Annotated in this window: 9 protein-coding genes; 4 read left to right on the top strand and 5 right to left on the bottom strand. The window is 73.1% G+C overall.

The features are described from left to right. The first annotated feature begins 153 nt into the window (after window positions 1-153). Window positions 154-5,952: a DUF7927 domain-containing protein gene (locus ABD127_RS09160; protein WP_344200306.1), complete on the top strand. Its 5,799-nt coding sequence runs from the start codon at window positions 154-156 to the stop codon at window positions 5,950-5,952. Between the two features lie 4 nt (window positions 5,953-5,956). On the opposite strand, the gene ABD127_RS09155 is transcribed toward ABD127_RS09160, so the two are convergent. Continuing rightward, a complete protein-coding gene (locus tag ABD127_RS09155; RefSeq protein WP_344200303.1) occupies window positions 5,957-7,240 on the bottom strand; it encodes a condensation domain-containing protein in 1,284 nt (427 codons plus the stop codon). Between the two features lie 79 nt (window positions 7,241-7,319). Here ABD127_RS09155 and ABD127_RS09150 point away from each other — a divergent pair, with 79 nt between their 5' ends. Further along, the gene (locus ABD127_RS09150) at window positions 7,320-8,105 is read left to right on the top strand and encodes an alpha/beta fold hydrolase (RefSeq protein ID WP_344200300.1); all 786 of its coding nucleotides are present in this window, start codon (window positions 7,320-7,322) and stop codon (window positions 8,103-8,105) included. 68 nt (window positions 8,106-8,173) lie between these two features. Here ABD127_RS09150 and ABD127_RS09145 read toward each other — a convergent pair whose 3' ends face one another. After that, window positions 8,174-10,483: a choice-of-anchor I family protein gene (locus ABD127_RS09145; protein WP_344200297.1), complete on the bottom strand. Its 2,310-nt coding sequence runs from the start codon at window positions 10,481-10,483 to the stop codon at window positions 8,174-8,176. Between the two features lie 81 nt (window positions 10,484-10,564). Next, a complete protein-coding gene (locus tag ABD127_RS09140) occupies window positions 10,565-11,176 on the bottom strand; it encodes a vitamin K epoxide reductase family protein (protein ID WP_344200295.1) in 612 nt (203 codons plus the stop codon). A gap of 89 nt (window positions 11,177-11,265) precedes the next feature. Here ABD127_RS09140 and ABD127_RS09135 point away from each other — a divergent pair, with 89 nt between their 5' ends. Further along, entirely contained in the window at window positions 11,266-12,741 is a 1,476-nt protein-coding gene (locus tag ABD127_RS09135) for a flavin-containing monooxygenase (RefSeq protein WP_344200292.1), read from the top strand. 48 nt (window positions 12,742-12,789) lie between these two features. Here ABD127_RS09135 and ABD127_RS09130 read toward each other — a convergent pair whose 3' ends face one another. Continuing rightward, window positions 12,790-13,614, bottom strand: a complete 825-nt coding sequence (locus tag ABD127_RS09130) for a DNA-formamidopyrimidine glycosylase family protein (RefSeq protein WP_344200290.1) — start codon at window positions 13,612-13,614, stop codon at window positions 12,790-12,792. After that, the gene (locus ABD127_RS09125; RefSeq protein ID WP_344200288.1) at window positions 13,601-18,142 is read right to left on the bottom strand and encodes an ATP-dependent helicase; all 4,542 of its coding nucleotides are present in this window, start codon (window positions 18,140-18,142) and stop codon (window positions 13,601-13,603) included. The genes ABD127_RS09130 and ABD127_RS09125 overlap by 14 nt, the downstream gene beginning before the upstream one ends. 115 nt (window positions 18,143-18,257) lie before the next feature. On the opposite strand from ABD127_RS09125, the gene ABD127_RS09120 reads away from it, so the two are divergent. Then, window positions 18,258-19,259, top strand: a complete 1,002-nt coding sequence (locus ABD127_RS09120; RefSeq protein WP_344200285.1) for a DUF3048 domain-containing protein — start codon at window positions 18,258-18,260, stop codon at window positions 19,257-19,259. Window positions 19,260-19,426: the final 167 nt, after the last annotated feature.

Here is a 19,426-nt window from a genome sequence, read left to right as displayed (position 1 = left end):
CCGTGCTGTGATGCCGCGTCCGCCGGCCCCACCCCTGGCCTGCGCGGACGCGGGTCGTGGGTGCCGCCCGGGGGGAGCGGCGCCCGATGTCGACCCGTGGTCAGCAGGGACACCGCAGGGGAGCGCTGCCGCGAGGCGGTCGAGGGAGTACGCATGCGTTCACGGATCGTCCGGTCCCGTCTGGTCACCGCCCTGGCGGTGCTGCTGGTGCTGTCGCTGACGGTCGTGCAGCCCGACCCGTACGCGGGGACGGACCCGCAGGGCCCGACCGCGACCGACGACCTGCGACCCGTCGCGGCCGGGGTCCCGGAGGCGCCGGTGCAGGTCTACGCCGAGGACTTCGAGCCTCCGCCGACCGGCGCCGGGCCGGCTCCGCAAGGTCTGACCGCAGCCTTCCCCGAGTTCGGCGCCCATGCCGCCTGGCTCGAGGCCCGTGCCTGCAACGGCATCTGGGTCAACGGCGGCCCGGGGCCGGCGGCCGGGTTCGGCGGCTGCGTGAATGCCGGAGGCGACAGCGGGTACGCGGGGATCCGGGCCATGGCCACCGCACTGGGCGGCGGCAACGCCGCGAACCACGCGATCTCGTCGTTCACCCACAACGGCATCAGTCCCGGTGCCGGCCACGTGCAGCTGCTCTCGCCCCAGGTGACGGCTCCGGCGCAGCGCTACTACGTCGCGTCGTTGGACGTCGCGAACACCAACTGCTTCGCGAATCCCGCCCAGATGCGCTTCTTCGTCCAGACCTCGGCGTCGACGGCCGACGCGACGGCCGACCGCGTGTACCTGGGGAGCCCGGTCACGGGGTGCCCGCAGGGAGCACAGCCCAACACCCAGGTCAGCACCCTCACGTCCCCCGGCTCGATCCGCTGGGCCGCGAGCGAGCTGCGCATGGGCCTGGTCAACATGACCGGCACGGGCAACGGCAACGACGCGGCGATCGACAACCTGCGCCTCCTGGACGCCACGCCGAGCCTCGACAAGGCGTTCAGCCCGACCATCATCGCGCCGGGCGGCGTCTCGACACTGACCTTCACGATCACCAACACGACCGAGCTCGCCAGCAAGCTCGACTGGGGCTTCACCGACACGCTCCCGGCGGGGGTCCGCGTCGCCGCGAACCCCGCGATCGGTGGCACCTGCGTCGACTCCGGCGGCGCGGCGCTCACCCGGACCGCCGCCCCGGGCAGCGGCACGATCAGCGTCAGCGGAGGCGACCTGGCGGTGGGGCAGACCTCGTGCACCATCACCGTCGCGGTCACGTCGGCCACCGAGGGCACCTACGTCAACGGGCCGGCCAACGTCACGACCTCGTTCCTGCTGCCCCCCGAGGACGCGACGCTCGTCGTGCGGGCCCCGCGGATCACCCTCACGAAGGCGCTCGACGGCCCTCGCGGCCGATCGGGCGACCAGTTCGCGGTCGCGATCCGCACGGGCTCGGCGACCGGCCCCCTGGTCAGCTCCACCGCGAACGCGGCGACGAGCGGCACCGGGGCCACCGTGACCGCCGGGACGGGGACGACCGGCACCTACGTCGCCACGACGACGCCGCACGTCCTGACCGAGTCCGGCGTCGCCGGGACCGACCTGAGCCTGTACCGGGGCTCGATGACCTGCACCGACTCCGCGGGCCTGCAGCCCGGTCTGCCGCGCGGCCAGGCGTTCACCGGGTCGGTGGCCCTGACCCCCGTCGCGGGCGCGAACATCACCTGCGTCCTGACCAACACGGCGGTGCCGGGCGCGCTCGAGGTCACGAAGGCCTCGGACCCGGCCTCGGGCCAGGCGGTCGCGCCGGGTGACACCGTGCGCTACACGTTGACGTTCGCCAACCGTGGCGGGCAGCCGGTCCAGGTCGCGCACGACGACGTCCTGACCGACGTGCTGGACGACGCCGAGGTCTCAGGCGTCACGTCGTCGAGCCCGGACCTGACCGCCGGACTGATCAGCGGGCGACTGCTGGTCTCCGGGACCGTGCCGGTCGGGGCGACGTACACCGTCACCTACACCGCCACGGTGCGCGACCCGCTGCCCGCCAGCGGCGACGGCGTGCTCGACAACTACCTCGTGCCGCGCGGGTCCACCCCACCGGCGACGTGCGACGCGTCGACGCGGCTGTGCACGACCCACCCCGTCTCCGGCGACGTCTCGGTCGACAAGGCCGTGCAGGGCGAGCTCCGCCCCGGCGGGCTGGTCACGTACACCCTGACCTTCACCCACACGGGCGGCGCTGCTGCTCCGGTGGCCTACACCGACGACCTCGCGGGAGTCCTGGACGACGCGGACCTGACGGCAGGACCGACGTCCTCGGATCCGGGCGTGGTGGCGGCGGTCGACACGGAGCAGATCTCGGTCACGGGCTCGATCGGCCGCGGCGACCCGGTGACCGTCACGTACACGGTGCGGGTCAAGGCCACGGGCTTCGGCGACGCCGTGCTGGACAACTGCGTCCAGGAGGACGGCGGTGACGACCGCGCCTGCACGGAGTCCCCGATCCCCGGCGACCTGGAGATCGAGAAGACCTCCGACCCGGGCTCGGGCGCACCGCTCGTGCGCGGCGACACCGTGACGTACACGCTGACGTTCCGGAACCTGGGCGGTGCCCCGGTCGCGCTCGACCACGTCGACGACCTGGAGCGCCTGCTCGACGACGCAGCCGTCGTCACGGGGCCCGTCAGCTCGTCGCCGGACGTCACGGCGGTGCGGGACGGTTCCACGATCGCGATCACGGGCGAGGTCGCGGGCGGCACGACCGTCACCGTGACGTACTCGGCCCAGGTGCTCCCGGAGGGGCGGGGCGACGGGGTCCTGGACAACGTCCTCCTGGCGGAGGGCGAGACGCCGCCCGGCACGTGCGAGCCCACCCCGGGGCAGCTCCCGACGTGCACGACCCACCCGGTGCCGGCGGACCTCCGCGTGGCCAAGACCGTCGACCCGGCCTCCGGCAGCGTCGTCGTGCCGGGTCAGGTGCTGACGTACACGATCACCGTCGCCAACGGCGGGGGACAGGCGGCCGAGGTCGACCACACCGACCTCCTCGCCGGGGTCCTCGACGACGCGGAGCTGACCTCGCAGCCCGTCGCGTCGGATCCGGCGCTCACGGTCACGCCGACCCCGCTCGGCGCGGGTGACGACCGGTTCCGCATCACCGGCACGGTGCCCGGTGGGGCGTCGTACTCCGTCACCTACCAGGTCACCGTTGCCGCCGCGGCCGAGCGCGGCGACTCGGTGCTGGGCAACGTCGTCGTCGAGGGCGACGCCGAGCCGCCGGAGGTCTGCGAGCCGACCTCGTCCATGTGCACGACCAACCCGGTCTCCGAGGTCGTCGTCTCCAAGTCGGTCACCCCCGAGGCCGGGAGCGTCGAACCGGGCGCCGAGCTGACGTACGCGCTGCGGTTCGAGAACCGGGGAGCCGTCGCCGTCCCGGTGGACCACACCGACCACCTGGGCGGAGTGCTGGACGACGCCACGCTGACGGGCGGGCCAGGCTTCGCCGGTGGCGAGGGCCACGGCCTTGCGGTCGTGCCGCTGCCGTTCACGGGCGAACGGCTCCAGGTGGCAGGAGACCTGGCTGCCGGCCGGACCTCCGTCGTGGAGTACACCGTCACCGTCAAGCACGCCGATCGCGGCGACTCGGTGCTGGACAACTACCTCGTCGAGGGCGACGCCCCGCCTGACGGTCCGTGCGACCCGGCCACCCGGATGTGCACCGTGACCCCGGTCGCCGAGCTCACGGTCGCCAAGTCGGTGGAGCCGGCCTCGGGATCGGTCGTCGTGCCGGGTCAGGTGCTCACGTACACCCTGACCTTCGCCAACACCGGCGGTGCGCCGGCGGCCGTCGACCACACCGACCACCTGGTCGGCGTGCTGGACGACGCGGAGCTGACGTCCCAGCCGGTCGCGTCCGACCCGGCCCTGTCGGTCGCCCCGAGCCCGCTCGGCGCCGGCGACGACGCCTTCGCGGTCAGCGGCTCCGTCCCCACGGGATCCACGATCTCGGTGACCTACCAGGTGACCGTGGCGGCGGCCGACCGCGGGGACTCGGTGCTCACCAACGTCCTCGTCGAGGGCGACACGGATCCGCCGGCGGAGTGCGAGCCGGGCTCGACGACGTGCACGACCAACCCGGTCTCCGAGATCGTCGTGTCGAAGTCCGTCGACCCCGCCTCCGGCACGGTCGTGGCGCCGGGTGCCGAGCTGACGTATGCGCTGCGGTTCGAGAACCGCGGGGCCGTCGCGGTCGCGGTCGACCACACCGACCACCTCGCCGGTGTCCTGGACGACGCCGTGCTCTCGGGCGAGCCGTCCTTCGTCGACGACGCGTCCTTCGGCCTCGCGCTCTCGCCGGACCCGTTTTCGGGCGACCGGCTGGACGTGAACGGCGAGCTCGCCGCGGGGCGGACCGCGGTCGTGCAGTACACCGTCACCGTGAAGGAGGACGGCCGCGGCGACTCGGTGCTGGGGAACTTCCTGGTGGCCGGAGACTCCGTGCCACCGGACGCCTGTGATCCGTCCACCGCGCTGTGCACGACGAACCCGGTCGCCGAGCTGACCGTCGTGAAGTCGGTCGACCCGGCCTCGGGCAGCGTCGTGACGCCGGGGCAGCTCCTGACCTACACGCTGACGTTCGCGAACCGTGGCGGCGTCGCGGCACCGATCGACCACACCGACCACCTGACGGGGGTCCTCGACGACGCGACGCTGACGTCGGGGCCGGCCTTCGTGGGTCCCGACGGAGGCCTGTCGATCGTCGAGGACGGCCAGACGTTCACGGTCGCGGGCGATCTCGCGCCGGGGGCGAGCGTGCAGGTGACCTACCGGGTCACGGTGGCGGCCGACTCCGATCGCGGCGACTCGGTGCTGACCAACGTGGTCGTCGAGGGCGACGGTGAACCGCCGGTGGAGTGCGTCGACGGCAGCGAGCTGCCGTGCACCACGAACCCGGTCGCCGACCTGGGCGTCGTCAAGTCCGCGGACCCGGCGTCGGGCACGACCCTGGTCCCGGGCGACGAGGTCACCTACACGCTGACGTTCACCAACGCCGGCGCGGTCCCGGCGGCCATCGACCACACCGACCACCTCGCCGGGGTGCTGGACGACGCCGAGCTGGTCGGTGAACCTGCCGTCGTCGGCGGGAGCGACGTGGTCGTCGTGTCACCCGTGAGCGACGGCTCCTTCACGGTGCGGGGCGAGCTGGCGGCCGGGGCGGCGGTCCAGGTGACGTACGCGGTGCAGGTCCGTGCAGCCGCGCTGAGGGGTGACTCCGTGCTCGGGAACTTCCTGGTCGCCGGCGCGGGCGACCCGCCGGCGCAGTGCACCGTCACCACGCCGACGTGCACGGAGCACCCGGTCGCCGACCTGGCCGTCGCGAAGTCCGTGGACCCGGTGTCGCAGACGCAGGTCGTCACCGGCCAGACCCTGACCTACCGCCTGACCTTCGTGAACCGCGGCGGCACCGTGATCGACCTGGCACACGCCGACCACCTCACGGACGTCGTCGACGACGCGACGCTCACGCAGGCGCCACGCGTCGTGGGCGACGCGCCCGGCGTCCAGGTCGGAGTCGTCGACGCCAGCGGCTTCACCGTGACGGGCCGGCTCGCTGCCGGGGCGACCGCGGTGGTCGAGTACTCGGTCGTGGTGAAGGCCTTCGCCGACCGGGGCGACGGTGTCCTGGCGAACTTCCTCGTGCTCCGCGACGGCACCCCGCCGACGACGTGCGAGGCGCCGCCGAGCCTGATCGACGTCCTGGCGGGCGGCGACGGAGCGACGTGCACGACCAATCCCGTCGTGCCGCCCGTGCCCGTCGTGCCGACGGACGGCCTGCTGCCCAGCACGGGTGGGCCGACGGTGCTTCTCCTGCTGGGTGGCCTGCTGCTCCTCGGGCTGGGCCTGCTCCTGGTGAGGCAGCGGCGTCGTGACCCCGGCGGACGACACCTCGCGCCGCGCGAGCCGTGAGCGGCTAGACGAGCATCGCGGCGGTCAGCCGGTCGACGACGGCGTCGAGCCAGCTGCCCACGTGCTGGCGGGCCTCGGGCGTGTCGGGGTAGCGGCACCGCACGTGGAGGCCGTCGTCCCCGGCGAGGAACCAGGCCATGACCCCGTCGGGGCGGGTGACGGCCGAGACCCACTGCACCTCGAGCCCGGGCGGCACCTCGGGCAGACGTCGGGTGTCGAGCCACGACAGGGCGAACATGCCGGGCGGTGAGAGCTCGCGGTCGAGGTGGCCCAGGACCGGGGCCAGAGGGTGCGCGCCGATCTTCATCGACTCGCGAAGGGCTGCGGTGCACCCGACCGGGCTGGGGTCGGTGCAGTCGAGCACGGAGTTGGTGATGAACCAGCCCACCGACCCGTACCAGGACGGGTCGTCGCGACTGTGCACCGGGAACACGGCCCGCAACGGGCGACCGGAGAGGTCGGTGGTGGCGGCGGCGACCTCGCTGATCGCGAGGGCCGTCAGACGCGCGCCGTGGTCGGCGGCTCGCTTCTCGAGGGCCTCGAGCTGAGCCGGGTCGAGCACGTCGCGCACCTCGACGACCTCGGCCCTCGGCGCGCTGACGTCGCCCAGCGGCAGCGGGAACGTCGGCAGGCTCCCGCCACCATCGGCGAGCACCGCGGCCCACCGCGCAGCGACCCAGTCGGGCGTGGACTCCTGCTGCTCCAGCAGGCGTGTGTGCGCCGCGAACGGGGGCGCGGGTGCCAGGTCGGCACCGGGCGCTCGGCCGGCCAGGAGGTCGACGAGGCACGTCCGGAGGTCCCGCAGCAGGACCAGGAGCGACCACATGTCGAGGTGGGAGTGGTCGCCGGCGATGACGACGATCGGCCGCGGGTCGTCGCCCGGCTCGGGCACGACGACGCAGAGCCGGTGCGACGGGGCAGCGAACGGACGGCAGGACGCGTCGAGCACTCGGCGCAGCACCTCGCGGGAGGTCTCGGACGGGTCGGTGGGCGGGTGCTCGACCCACTCGCCGTGGACGACCTCGGTCTCGTGGAGTGCCAGCCGGCCGTCCTGGCGGGAGAACGCCGTGCGCAGGGTGCCGTGCCGGGAGACGACCGCGGACCAGGCGTCGGCGAGCTGCTGGGACGTGGCGTCGAGGTCGAGCCGGAACGCGAGCGCCATCCACGAGCCGTCGCGGTCCCCGGCGCTGGTGTGGAGTCGTTGGTCGTACGAGATCGGCACGGCCACACCGGGCAGGCCGGCCAGCCCCGTGGAGAGACTCGTCACACGACCCGGGGGGAGCCTCATGTGAGCCACGTTGGTGAGTCGCATCGCGGCTATCCTAGGCGCGGCGAGGCCCGGAGACCGGGCCCTGGAGCGAGGTGGCGTGCACACATTCACGACGAGCGGTGCCGCGCTCGCGTACGACGTCGACGGCGCCGACGGCCCCCTGGTGGTGCAGCTGCACGGACTCACCTCGGGTCGCGCCCGTGACCGTCAGCTCGGGCTCGATCTCTCGCGGGCGCTGCGGGGCCATCGCGTCCTGCGCTACGACGCGCGCGGTCACGCCGAGTCCAGCGGCACGGCCGATCCGGACACCTATCGCTGGGAGCGGTTGGCCGACGACCTGCTGGCCCTGCTCGACCACGTCGCGCCGGGCGAGGCCGTCCACGGCGTCGGGCCCTCGATGGGCACCGGCACCCTGCTGCACGCCGTGACCCGCGATCCGGCGCGGTTCGCGAGCCTGACGTTCGTGACCCCGCCGACCGCAGGGCGACTGCGCCGCGAGCAGGCCGAGACGTACCTGACGAACGCGGAGCTGGTGGAGCGGGAGGGCCTGGACGCCTTCCTCGCGCTCGACGCGGTCTCGCCGGCCGTCCCCGCGATGGGCCACGCGCCCGAGACGCTGCCGACCGTGCCGGCCCTGCTGATGCCGTCGGTGCTGCGCGGCGCCGCGGCGAGCGACTTCCCGCACCGCCGGCTCATCATCCGCATCCAGACGCCGACCCTGATCCTGGCCTGGACCGGCGACAAGACGCACCCGATGGCGACGGCCAAGCGGCTGCACAAGGCGATCCACGGAAGCCGCCTGGAGGTCGCGCGCACGCCCTACGGGGTCGTGGCCTGGCCGGGCCTGTTCGCCGAGCACGTCGTCACCTCGACGCGCCGCTGACCGGACGACCGCGCCCTGTGCCGCGAGGACGTCCTCGCAGCACAGGGCGCTCATGGTCGACCGACGACTCAGCGAGGCAGCTGCTGGTCGTACCGGTACAGGAACGCGGCCATCTGCTCACGCAGGACCGGCTGTGCCCCGCGGTACGTCGTGACGCCGTTCTCGACGTAGCCCGTGGTGATGCCGGTGCCGGCGAGCCACTCGATCTCGTCGAAGAACACGTGGCTCGGTGCGACGTCGGCGAACGTCGGGCCGTCCTCGTCGACCGACGAGGAGTCGGCCGTGCGGTACAGGAACGCCGCCATCTGCTCACGCAGCACCGGCTGCGACGGACGGTAGGTCGTCGTGCCGTCGGCCTCGGCGTAGCCGGTCGTCACGCCCTGGTCGGCGAGCCAGGTGATCTCGTCGTAGAACGTGTGCGACGTGGGCACGTCCGCGAAGGGCGACTGCGCCGGCGCGGTCCACTCCGGCTCACCTGCGAGGCGGTAGAGGAACGCGGCCATCTGCTCGCGCAGGATCGGCTCGCTCGGGCGGAACGTCAGGGTCCCGTCCTCCTCGGTGTAGCCCGTCGTGATGCCGGTGCCCGCGAGCCACGAGATCTCGGTGAAGAACCAGTGGTTCTCCGGGACGTCGGTGAACGAGTCCGGCTCGGCCGGGGCGAGGTCGGTGACGCCGAAGAACGTCGTCGTGCCCGAGACCTCGTTGCCGACGATGACGATCGGCTCGCCGGTCGGTGAGTCCGAGGCCCTGACGAACGTCAGGCCCTCCGGGCCCAGGTCACCGGCCGAGGCCAGGAACGCGGCCGGGTCGGGCGCGTCCTCGATGGTGCCGTCGACCGAGACCGAGAAGTCACGGTTGTTGATGTACGTGACGTAGAACGGGTTCTCCGGGTCGGAGATGTCGTAGGCGATGACGCCGCCGACGCGCTCGAAGCCGATGAAGGCGTACGTGCGGTCCCCGACCTGGCCGATCGTGAGGTTCTCCGGCTCGGGACCCTTGTCCTCGCTGCGACCCTCGAGGTTCGACTCGGTGTGGTTGGAGTTGAAGTACTCCGGGACGACGCGAGCGACGATCTCCTCGAAGTCCTGCCCGGAGTCGAAGACCTGCGTGCCGTCGGTCGTCCAGATCGAGAACGAGCGGGCGCCGTAGGAGTAGAGCTCGTCGTAGCACGTGCCGGCCTCGTTGAGGCCGTTCTCGGTCGTCACGTTGAGGCGGCCGAGGGCGGCGTCGCCCTTGGCGGCCTGCAGCGGCGAGTCCTCGCAGATCGGCTTGATGCCGTTCTTGCCGAGGTCCTTCACGCGGCGGCCCTCGACGTAGCTGCCCCACTCGCGGGCGTCGCCCTCGTTGGCGGTGACCAGGTAGGTCGAGCCGGCGGCCTGGTACGCGTTGATGCCGTCGGGCATGTAGATGCCCTTGACCGGCCAGGTGGCGATGTTGATGCCGCCGTCACGGTCCGACGGGTCCAGGCCCTGGCCGTCGACGCTGTGGTCCTTGAAGCCGAGCGGCCAGATCTCGTCGACCGTCGCGGTGGCGAGGTTGACGACCGCCACGGCGTTGGCCTCCTGCAGCGCGACGTACGCGACGCTGCCGTCGGGCTCGACTGCGACGTACTCCGGCTCGAGGTTGCGCGAGACCGGCAGGTCGTCGCCGTGCGGGGTCGGACCGAAGACGCGCACGTCCTCGTGCAGGGTCTTCGTGCCACCCGCCTCGAAGGCGTGGAAGTCGGCGGTGCTGACCTCGTCCTGGACCGGGGCGGTCAGCGACGGCGGAAGGTTGACGATGCCGACCGAGCCCTCGGGGTCGGTCAGGAAGTCGTCGGACGGCTCGCCCTCGTTCGCGACGACGGCGCGCGAGCCGTCGGCGGTGAGGGTGACCATGTCGGGCAGGGCACCGACCTGGACGGTGCCGAGGATGTCGAGCGTGTTCGCGTCGGCGAACAGGAGCCAGCCGGCGTCGGTCTTCTCGGGCGCCTCGATCGCGGCGACGATCAGGCCGTCGGGACGGATCGCGAGCGAGTTGGCGGTGGAGCCCTCGTCGATGCCCTCGGCGTTGGAAGCGACGATCGCGTCGATCTTGACCGGGGCGGCCGGGTCGGAGGCGTCGATCACGTCGATCTGGCCCGACTGGGCGTTGACCGTGAAGGTGCGGGCCGTGGCCGCGTGGAACGCGACGATCTCGGCGGCGCTCGCGTCGAAGACGTCGGTGCGGTGGGTGCCCAGGACGTCGAGCGACAGCTCAGCGCCCTCGGCGGAGTCGGTGTGCGCAGGCGTGGCCGCGTGCGCCGAGGTGAGGAGGGCCAGGGGGGCGAGGAGGGCCGTGGCAGTGACCAGGGCCCTCACCCGGCGGTACGTCGCCGAGCGGTGGGGGGAGTGAGACATGGCCGGAGCGTAGGGAGACTCCGTGACCCGAAGGTGGACGAACGGTGACGCGCGGGCGCCCGCGGGGTGTCGTACCTGTGCTCAGGCCCAGAGCGTGGTGCCGAACTGGAACCAGATCAGGCTCGCGACGACGACGTACCAGAGGGCGATGATCAGCACGCGCCACTCGACCAGGAAGCGGCCGACGCCGGACTCGGGGCGCAGCTCGCGCACGGCCTGGCCGATCGCGACGACGAAGATCGGGATCATCATGGTCCACACGACCATGCAGTAGGGGCACAGCACCTGGATGACGTAGATGCTCTGGCTCTGCAGCCAGGTCACGAAGCCGATGCCGAACGTGACGCCGACGATCACGCCGCCCCAGTACCAGCGGGGGAGCCGGACGCCGGAGGCCAGCAGCACGCCGACCATCACGACCAGGGTGAAGCCGACGATGCCGAGGAGGGTGTTCGGGAAGCCGAAGGCCGACGCCTGGGGCTGGTTGACGACGCCGCCACAGCTGACGAACGCGCTGATGTCGCAGTTGAGCGCCTCGCCGGGGTTCTCGAGCAGGTGGATCTTCTCGATCGTGAGGATCAGGGCCGAGGCCAGGGCGATGCCGCCGGACACGATCAGGAAGATGCCGAGTCCGCGCAGGTTCTCGCGCGGTTCCGTGGAGGGGCTCGCGTCCGCGAGCTCGGTGTCAGTCACGCCGCCAGTGTAGGCAAGGACGGTGACAAGTGGACATACCATCGGTATGGTGACATCGCCAGTGTCACGTACGGCCCGAGGAGTCCACCATGAGCACCGACCACGTCGACGTCCTGATCGTCGGAGCCGGCCTGTCCGGCATCGGCGCGGCCCACCGGCTCCGCGAGATGTCCCCGACGTCCTCGTTCACGATCCTCGAGGCGCGCGACCGCATCGGTGGCACGTGGGACCTGTTCCGCTACCCCGGCATCCGCTCCGACAGTGACATGTACACGCTGAGCTACCCGTTCCGTCCCTGGACGAACCGCAAGTCGATCGCCGACGGCGCCGACATCCGCCAGTACATCCAGGACACGGCCGAGGCCGACGGCGTGCTGCCGCACGTCCGCTTCGGGCACCGCGTCGTCAAGGTCTCCTGGTCGAGCGACGACGCGCTCTGGACCGTGACGGCCACGACCGACACCGGAGTCACGACGCTGACCGCCTCGTTCGTGTACTTCTGCAGCGGCTACTACTCGTACGACACGGGCTACACCCCGGAGTTCCCCGGGCTGGAGTCCTTCGGCGGCACCGTCGTGCACCCGCAGTTCTGGCCCGAGGACCTCGACGTCAGCGGCAAGCGCGTCGTCGTGATCGGCTCGGGAGCCACCGCGGTCACGCTGATCCCGTCGCTGGCCGACGACGTCGAGCACATCACGATGCTGCAGCGCTCGCCCACGTTCATCACGAGCCTGCCCGAGGTCGACCCGCTGGCCGGGATCACCCGCAAGATCCTGCCGGCGGGCCTCGCGCACCGCCTGACGCGCTTCCGCAACGCCTCGGTCGCGGTGGGCTTCTACGAGCTCTGCCAGCGCTTCCCGAAGCTGGCCCGCCGGGTCCTGCTGGCCCGGGCCCGCCGCTCGCTGCCGGAGGGCTTCGACGTCGACACGCACCTCAACCCGAGCTACGACCCGTGGGACCAGCGTCTGTGCATCGTGCCGAACGGTGACCTGTTCCGCGCGCTGCGTCACGGCAGGGCCGACATCGTCACGGGCCACATCGCCCGGTTCGACGAGACCGGCATCGAGCTGACCGACGGCACGCACCTCGACGCCGACGTGGTGGTCACCGCGACGGGTCTCCAGCTCGTCAACTTCGGCACGGCGGAGCTCGAGGTCGACGGCCAGGTGCTCGATCCGCACGAGCTGTACGTCTACAAGGGCCTGATGTTCAGCGGCGTGCCCAACCTCGCCTGGTGCGTCGGCTACACCAACGCCTCCTGGACGCTGCGCGCCGACCTGACGTCGCAGTACGTCGCGAGCTTCGTGGAGCACCTGCGCGTGACGGGCCGCCGCTTCGGCGCCCCGCACCCGGACGGCCCCGGTGGCGACGAGCGCCCGCTGCTCGACCTCACCTCGGGCTACGTGCAGCGCGTCGCGCAGCTGCTGCCCAAGCAGGGCACGAGCCGCCCGTGGACGATCCGCCAGAACTGGTGGCTCGACTCGTGGGACCACCGCCGCACCGACCTCGACGAGGCGATGGTCTGGGACACCGCCCCCGCCAAGGCCCCCACCGCCATCTCCTGACCCCTCGCGAGTGGATTCCCGCCCCCTCGCGAGTGGATTCCCGCCCTGTCAGGAGTGAGTTCTCGCCCTGCGGGGAGCGGGTTCCGGCCCCTGGCCGGGCTGGCAGTGCGGACACCAGAAGGCGTTGCGCTCCTGCGTGGGGACGTCGCCCAGGTCGGCGTCGGCGATGCGGGTGCCGCACCGGCGGCACGGCTTGCGCTCGCGGTGGAAGACCCACCGCTCCTGGCCCGGCCGCGTGCTCCCGGTGAACGAGCGCTCCCAGCGGGTGGAGTTGACCCGGATCATCTGCTGGCCGCGCACGATCATGCGGCGCAGGTCGGGCACCGCCCCGACCCGGGTCGTGGGGTGGACGCCCATCACGAACAGCAGCTCGTTGACGTACTCCGTGCCGAACCCGGCGAGGTTGCGCTGGTCGAGCAGGGCCGTGAAGACCTCGCGATCGGGAGCCGCCGAGAGGCGGTCGAGTGCGACGTCGAGGTCCCATCCGGGGCCGAGCAGGTCGGGCCCCAGGTGGCCGACGACGGTCTCCTCGTCGGCCGTGGGCAGGAGGTCGACGGTGCCGAGCCAGAACCCGACCGCCTGGCGCTCGGCCGTCTCGAGCACGAGCCGGGCCGAGTGGGCGGGCCGGTCCCACCGCGTCCCGTGAGGGTGCACGCGCCAGACGCCCTCCATCTTGAGGTGCGTGTGGATCGTCCAGGGGCCGACACGGGTCAGCAGGTGCTTGCCGCGGCTGACGGTCTCGTCGACGACCAGGCCCGTCAGGTCGGCCGTGGCGTGCTGGGGCACCCGGAAGTCGCTGACGGTGAGCACGTGGCCGGAGAGGCCGTCGTGCAGCTTCTGCGCCGTGCGGAAGACGGTGTCACCTTCCGGCATGCAGCTGCAGTCCCTTCGGGTGGGCGCGGAACCCGGCCGCCGTCATCGCCTCGCCCATCGCGGTGCCACCGACGGAGCGGTCGTCGACGGTCTCGACGCGGAGGCGTCCGATGCGGCCCGTGCGTCCCAGGTCGGCCAGGGCCGCAGCGGCGGCCGTGAGGTGCGCCGGGTCGTCGGTGAACGTGAGGATGCGGCGGGCGCCGCGCTCGACGTAGGCGACCAGGGCGCCGTCGTGCAGCAGGACGAGCGAACCCGCACGGCGCGACGGCCGGTGGGTGCTGTCGGCGGCGGCCAGGGTCTCGGGCCAGCCGAGCGCCGCGCCGAACGGCTGCGCCGGGTCGGTCGAGGCCAGGGCGAACGCCGGGGTGACGGTCTCGTCGTCGGACTCGCGCACGTACGAGCGGAGCACGTCGATCGTGGACGTGGCCGCGAACTGGGCCGCGCCCAGGCCCTCCACGAACATCCCGCGCAGCACCGCGCCGCGGTCCTCCGACTCGCGCAGGACGCGGTAGACGTCGGCGAATCCGCCCGGGACCTGCTCGGACATCACCGCACCCCGGGTCAGCACGCCGTGGCGGGCGACCAGGAGCTCGGCGCGCGTCACGGCGCGGCGGGTGGGGTCGACCGGGTCGTCGGGCAGGGCGAACCAGCGGCCGGCCAGCGCCGGGGGAGCAGCCGGGCGCAGCGACCGGGCGTTGAGCCGGCGGGGGCGTCCGGTCGGTCGGGCGCGGGTGCCGCTGCGGCTCCCGGCCCGGGCCCGGACCGGGGCGAACGAGTCGTTGGAGACCAGACCGGACCACGCGAGGTCCCACAGCACGTCGGCCGCCTTGGAGTCGGGGTCGTCGAGCTCGGCGGTGAGGTCGGTGAACCGGAAGGCGCCGCCGGCGCGCAGCCGCTCGAGCACCGTGTCGTGGAGCTCGCTCCGCTCGACCTCGAGCGGGTCCTGGAGCCCGGTCAGGTCGGCGGGGAGCAGACGAAGCCAGCCGTCGGTGCGACCGAGGGTCCCGGCGCCGACCCACGCCACCTCGCCCTCGGCGAGCAGCGTGTCGAGCATCGCGGGGGAGTAGTCGCTCACGCGGGCCGGCAGGACGACCGACTCCCAGGCGCTGGCCGGGAGGGCCACGCCGGCGAGCTGGTCGATCGTGTCGAGGAGCCCGGTCTCGCCGCGGCGGCTGCGGTCGAGGCGGTGCCAGCTCGGCAGGAACCGGACCAGGGTCGTGGCGTCGACCGGCTCGACCTGGCGGCGCGCGGCGGCCAGGCTGCGTCGGCGCAGACGGCGCAGGACCTCCGCGTCGACCCACTCGGTGCGGTCGGTGCTGGTGGCCTCGGTGTCGGTGCGGAACTCGCCCTCGACCAGGCGGCCGTCGGCGGTGAGGCGCTTGAGGACGTCGCGCACCGGCCCGACCCCGAGGCCCCAGCGCGCGGCGAGGGCCGAGGCGGAGAACGGGCCGTGCGTGCGCGCGTGGCGCGACACGAGGTCGCCGAGCGCGTCGGCGGGCGACTCGAGGTGGGCGGCGGGGACACCGAGCGGGAGCGCCACCCCCAGGGCGTCGCGCAGCCGGCCGGAGTCCTCGACGACGGCCCACATCGCTCGGCCGCCCACGTTGACCTCGACGAGGCGGCGCGACTCCTGCAGGTCGGCCAGCCACTGCGGTGCTGCCTCAGGATCGGTGGAGCGCTGCTGCACCTCGTCGGCGGGGATCGGCCCCAGCCGCCGCACGAGGTCGGCCACCTGCTCGGCGTCGCGGGCGCGAAAGTCGGGCGCGGTGCGCTGCAGCTCGGCCTCGACCTCGCGCACGACCTCCGGGTCGAGCAGGTCGCGCAGCTCGGCGCGGCCCAGGAGCTCGGCGAGCAGCCCGGAGTCGAGCGAGAGCGCCGCCGCGCGCCGCTCGGCCAGCGGCGCGTCGCCCTCGTAGAGGAACGCGGCGACGTAGCCGAAGACGAGGTTCTGGGCGAACGGCGAGGCTTTCTCGGTCGTGACCTCGACGAGTGCGACGGTGCGGTCGTCGACGCCCCGCATCAGGCGGGTGAGGGCCGGGAGGTCGTAGACGTCCTGCAGGCACTCGCGGGCCGTCTCGAGCAGGATGGGGAACTCCGGGTGGCGCCGCGCGACCTCGAGCAGCTGCGAGCCCCGCTGGCGCTGCTGCCACAGCGGCGCGCGGGAGCCGGGGTTGCGCCGCGGCAGGAGCAGGGCCCGCGCCGCGCACTCGCGGAAGCGGGCGGCGAACAGTGCGGATCCGCCGACCTCGGTCGTGACGATGCGCTCGAGGTCGTCGGGGTCGAAGGCGAACAGCTCGGCGAGGGCCGGGGCGGCGTCGCCGTCGAGGTCGGGCAGGCGCGCGACGATGCCGTCGTCGGACGCCACGACCGCGCCGTCGAGGTCGTAGCGCTCGCGGATGCGCGCCGCGACCGCGAGCGCCCAGGGGGCGTGCACCCGACGGCCGTACGGCGAGTGCAGGACGACCCGCCAGTCGCCGAGCTCGTCGCGGAAGGACTCCACGACCAGGGTGCGGTCGGTGGGCACGACGCCCGTGGCGGCGCGCTGCTCGGCGAGGAAGGCGTCGAGGTTGGCAGCCGCCCGGTCGTCGAGGAGGGACGGATCGTCGGAGGACCTCGCACCCCCGCCGGCGCTGCGCTCGCGCACGGCGGCGCCGATCGCCTCGCCGAGCTCCGGCGAGCGGCCCGCTGCGTCGCCGCGCCAGAACGGCAGGCGCGCCGGGAGGCCGGGCGCGGGGACGACGACGACCCGGTCGTGCGTGATCTCCTGGACGCGCCAGCTCGTGGCGCCCAGCGAGATGACGTCCTGCACCCGGGTCTCGTAGACCATCTCCTCGTCGAGCTCACCCACGCGTCGTGGCGCGGGCCGCGCGGCCGTGGACTCCTCGTCGACGGGCAGGACGACCGAGAACATGCCGCGGTCGGGGATCGTGCCACCGTTGGTGACGGCGAGCCGCTGCGCGCCGGGCCGCCCCGTGAGGGTTCCGGCGTCGCGGTCCCACACGACCCGGGGACGCAGCTCGGCGAAGTCCTCCGAGGGGTACCGGCCGGAGACCAGGTCGAGCACGGCCTCGTAGACGCGCCGCGGGAGCGTGGCGAACGGGGCGGACCGGCGCACGGCCGTGAACCACTCCTCGACGTCGACGGGCTCGAGCGCGCAGGTGGCGACGGTCTGCTGCGCCAGCACGTCGAGCGGGTTGGTGGGCACGCGGAGCGCCTCGATCGCGCCCGCCATCATGCGGTCGGCCGTGACGGACGCACCGAGGAGGTCGGTGCGGGAGGTGGGGAACAGGACGCCCTTCGACAGCGCACCGACCTGGTGGCCCGCGCGTCCGACCCGCTGCAGCCCCGAGGCCACGGTGGGTGGTGAACCGACCTGCACGACGAGGTCGACCGCGCCCATGTCGATGCCCAGCTCCAGGCTCGACGTGGCCACGACGCACGGCAGGCGACCCGTCTTGAGGTCGTCCTCGATCAGCGCGCGCTGCTCCTTGCTGACCGAGCCGTGGTGCGCGCGGGCGACCAGGTCGGACGTGCCGTCGGCGACGCCCTTCGACTGCGAGCTGCCACCCAGGACCTGGGCCGGCGCCCGCGCGTCGGACTCGGGCGCCCGGGCGTTGCCCTGGCGGTCGGCGTAGGCCTCGTTGAGCCGCGACGTGAGCCGTTCGGCCAGGCCGCGCGAGTTGACGAAGACGAGCGTCGAGCGGTGGGACAGGACCAGGTCGAGCACCTGACGCTCGACGTGGGGCCAGATCGTGCCGGCCGGGCTGTCCTCGTCGATCGAGGGGATGTCGGTGAGGTCGTCGACCGGCACCCGGACGTCGAGGGTGAGGTGCCGCGGCGACGGCGGGGCGACGATCTCGACCGGCCGGCCACCGCCGAGGAAGCGGGCGACCTCCTCGGCCGGACGCACCGTGGCGCTGAGGCCGACGCGTCGGGCGGGACGCTCGAGCAGGGCGTCGAGGCGCTCGAGGCTGAGGGCCAGGTGAGCGCCTCGCTTGGTGCCGGCGACGGCGTGCACCTCGTCGACGATGACGGTGTGGACGTCGCGCAGCGACTCACGGGCCGCCGAGGTGAGGACGAGGAACAGCGACTCCGGCGTCGTGATGAGGACGTCCGGCGGATGCGTGGCGAGTCGGCGCCGCTCCTGCTGCGGCGTGTCGCCCGACCGGATGCCGACGCTGACGTCGACGACGGTGTCGCCCTCGCGCGCCGCGGTGCGCGAGATCCCGACCAGCGGGGAGCGTAGGTTGCGCTCGACGTCGACGGCCAGGGCCTTCAGCGGGGAGACATACAACACTGAGGTGCCGCGGGGCGGGGCGTCGGCCGCCCGCGGCTCGCGGTGAAGCAGCGTGTCGATCGCGCTGAGGAACGCGGCGAGGGTCTTGCCGGATCCGGTGGGGGCGACGACCAGGAGGTGGCGGTCGTCCGGGGCCGACCACGCGGCCGCCTGCGCGGCGGTGGGCGCACCCAGGCTCTCACCGAACCACGCACGGGTGGCAGGCGCGAATCGGGCGAGCGGATCGGACACCCCGCCATCGTCCCAGCGACCACTGACATCGCACGGCGGAGGACCTCCCGCCGGCCTGCGGAACGCCCGCGTGTCCGAATCGGTTCGCCCCAGGGGTTGAGGCATGCTGGCGGGCATGAAGTTCCGCCTCATCGCCGTCGTGACCGCCCTGGCCCTCGTGACCACCGCCTGCAGCGGCGACGACAAGCCGGCCGACGACCAGGAGTCGACCAAGGGCGACAGCCAGACGGTGGTCCAGGTCTCGCCCCTGACGGGCCTGGAGTTCGGCGGCGAGCCGCCGGTCAACCCGGTCTTCGTCGTCAAGGTCGAGAACAGCAAGTCGGGCTCCCCGCAGTACGGCGTGAACCAGGCCGACATGGTCGTCGAGGAGATGGTCGAGGGCGGCATCACGCGCCTCGCCGCGCTGTACCACACGACGCTGCCGACCAAGATCGGTCACGTGCGCTCGCTCCGCGGGACCGACGCCGGCATCGCCTCGCCCGTCGGCGCCCACGTCGTGGCCTCCGGCGGAGCCGGCCCGGCCTACGACGTCATCGCGCAGGCCGGTCTCACGACCTACACCGAGGACAACAACTCCCCGGGGTTCAGCACGGACTCGGCCAAGAAGCGGCCCTACAACCGCCTGCTCGACCTGACCACCGTCGCGGCGCAGGCGTCACCGACCACGATCCCCGGCCCCTACTTCCAGTTCACGCCGGCTGGTGAGACCCCGGCGGCGGCCGCCGGGGCGCGCCCGGTCACCTCGGCCAGCGTGACGTTCTCGCGCAGCCACACGACGACCTTCGGGTACGCCGACGGCGGCTGGACGCGGACGAACGGCTTCGCGGCTCCCGGCGAGGAGTTCGTGGCGAACAACCTCGTCGTGATCTACGCGCAGGAGCGCGACGCGGGCTACCGCGACCCGGCCGGCAACAGCGTGCCCGAGACCATTTTCCAGGGCAGTGGGCCCGGCGTCGTCGTGATCGGCGGACAGGCCGTCGACGTCACCTGGACGAAGGAGGCGCTCAACAGCACCGTGTCGTTCGTCGACGCGGCGGGCGCCCCGGTCACGATCCCGGCCGGCAAGACCTGGATCGAGCTGGTCTCGCAGGACCGCGGCTCCGCGACGTTCCAGTAGGGGGAGGCGCGCTCAGTCGGTGACGAGCTGGCCGAGCGTGCGCAGTCCCGTGAGGATCACGGTGATCGCCTCCTCGACGCGGGCGCTGGCCACGTCGGGGTCGCTGGAGTCGGCGACGAACTCGGCCGAGGACCGGATCGCGCCGTAGAACACGGCGGCGAGCGCCT

Origin of the sequence: Aeromicrobium alkaliterrae, assembly GCF_039529015.1 — a bacterium.
In the GTDB taxonomy this organism is placed as follows: Bacteria; Actinomycetota; Actinomycetes; order Propionibacteriales; family Nocardioidaceae; genus Aeromicrobium; species Aeromicrobium alkaliterrae.
The sequence above is the reverse complement of the archived record's forward strand: the minus strand, read 5'-3'. Positions and strand labels throughout refer to the sequence as shown.

Coding starts and splice junctions, on each gene's coding strand:
- ABD127_RS09160 (WP_344200306.1), top strand. CDS start 154: ATGCGTTCACGGATCGTCCGGTCCCGTCTGGTCACCGCCCTGGCGGTG.
- ABD127_RS09155 (WP_344200303.1), bottom strand. CDS start 7,240: ATGAGGCTCCCCCCGGGTCGTGTGACGAGTCTCTCCACGGGGCTGGCC.
- ABD127_RS09145 (WP_344200297.1), bottom strand. CDS start 10,483: ATGTCTCACTCCCCCCACCGCTCGGCGACGTACCGCCGGGTGAGGGCC.
- ABD127_RS09135 (WP_344200292.1), top strand. CDS start 11,266: ATGAGCACCGACCACGTCGACGTCCTGATCGTCGGAGCCGGCCTGTCC.
- ABD127_RS09130 (WP_344200290.1), bottom strand. CDS start 13,614: ATGCCGGAAGGTGACACCGTCTTCCGCACGGCGCAGAAGCTGCACGAC.
- ABD127_RS09120 (WP_344200285.1), top strand. CDS start 18,258: ATGAAGTTCCGCCTCATCGCCGTCGTGACCGCCCTGGCCCTCGTGACC.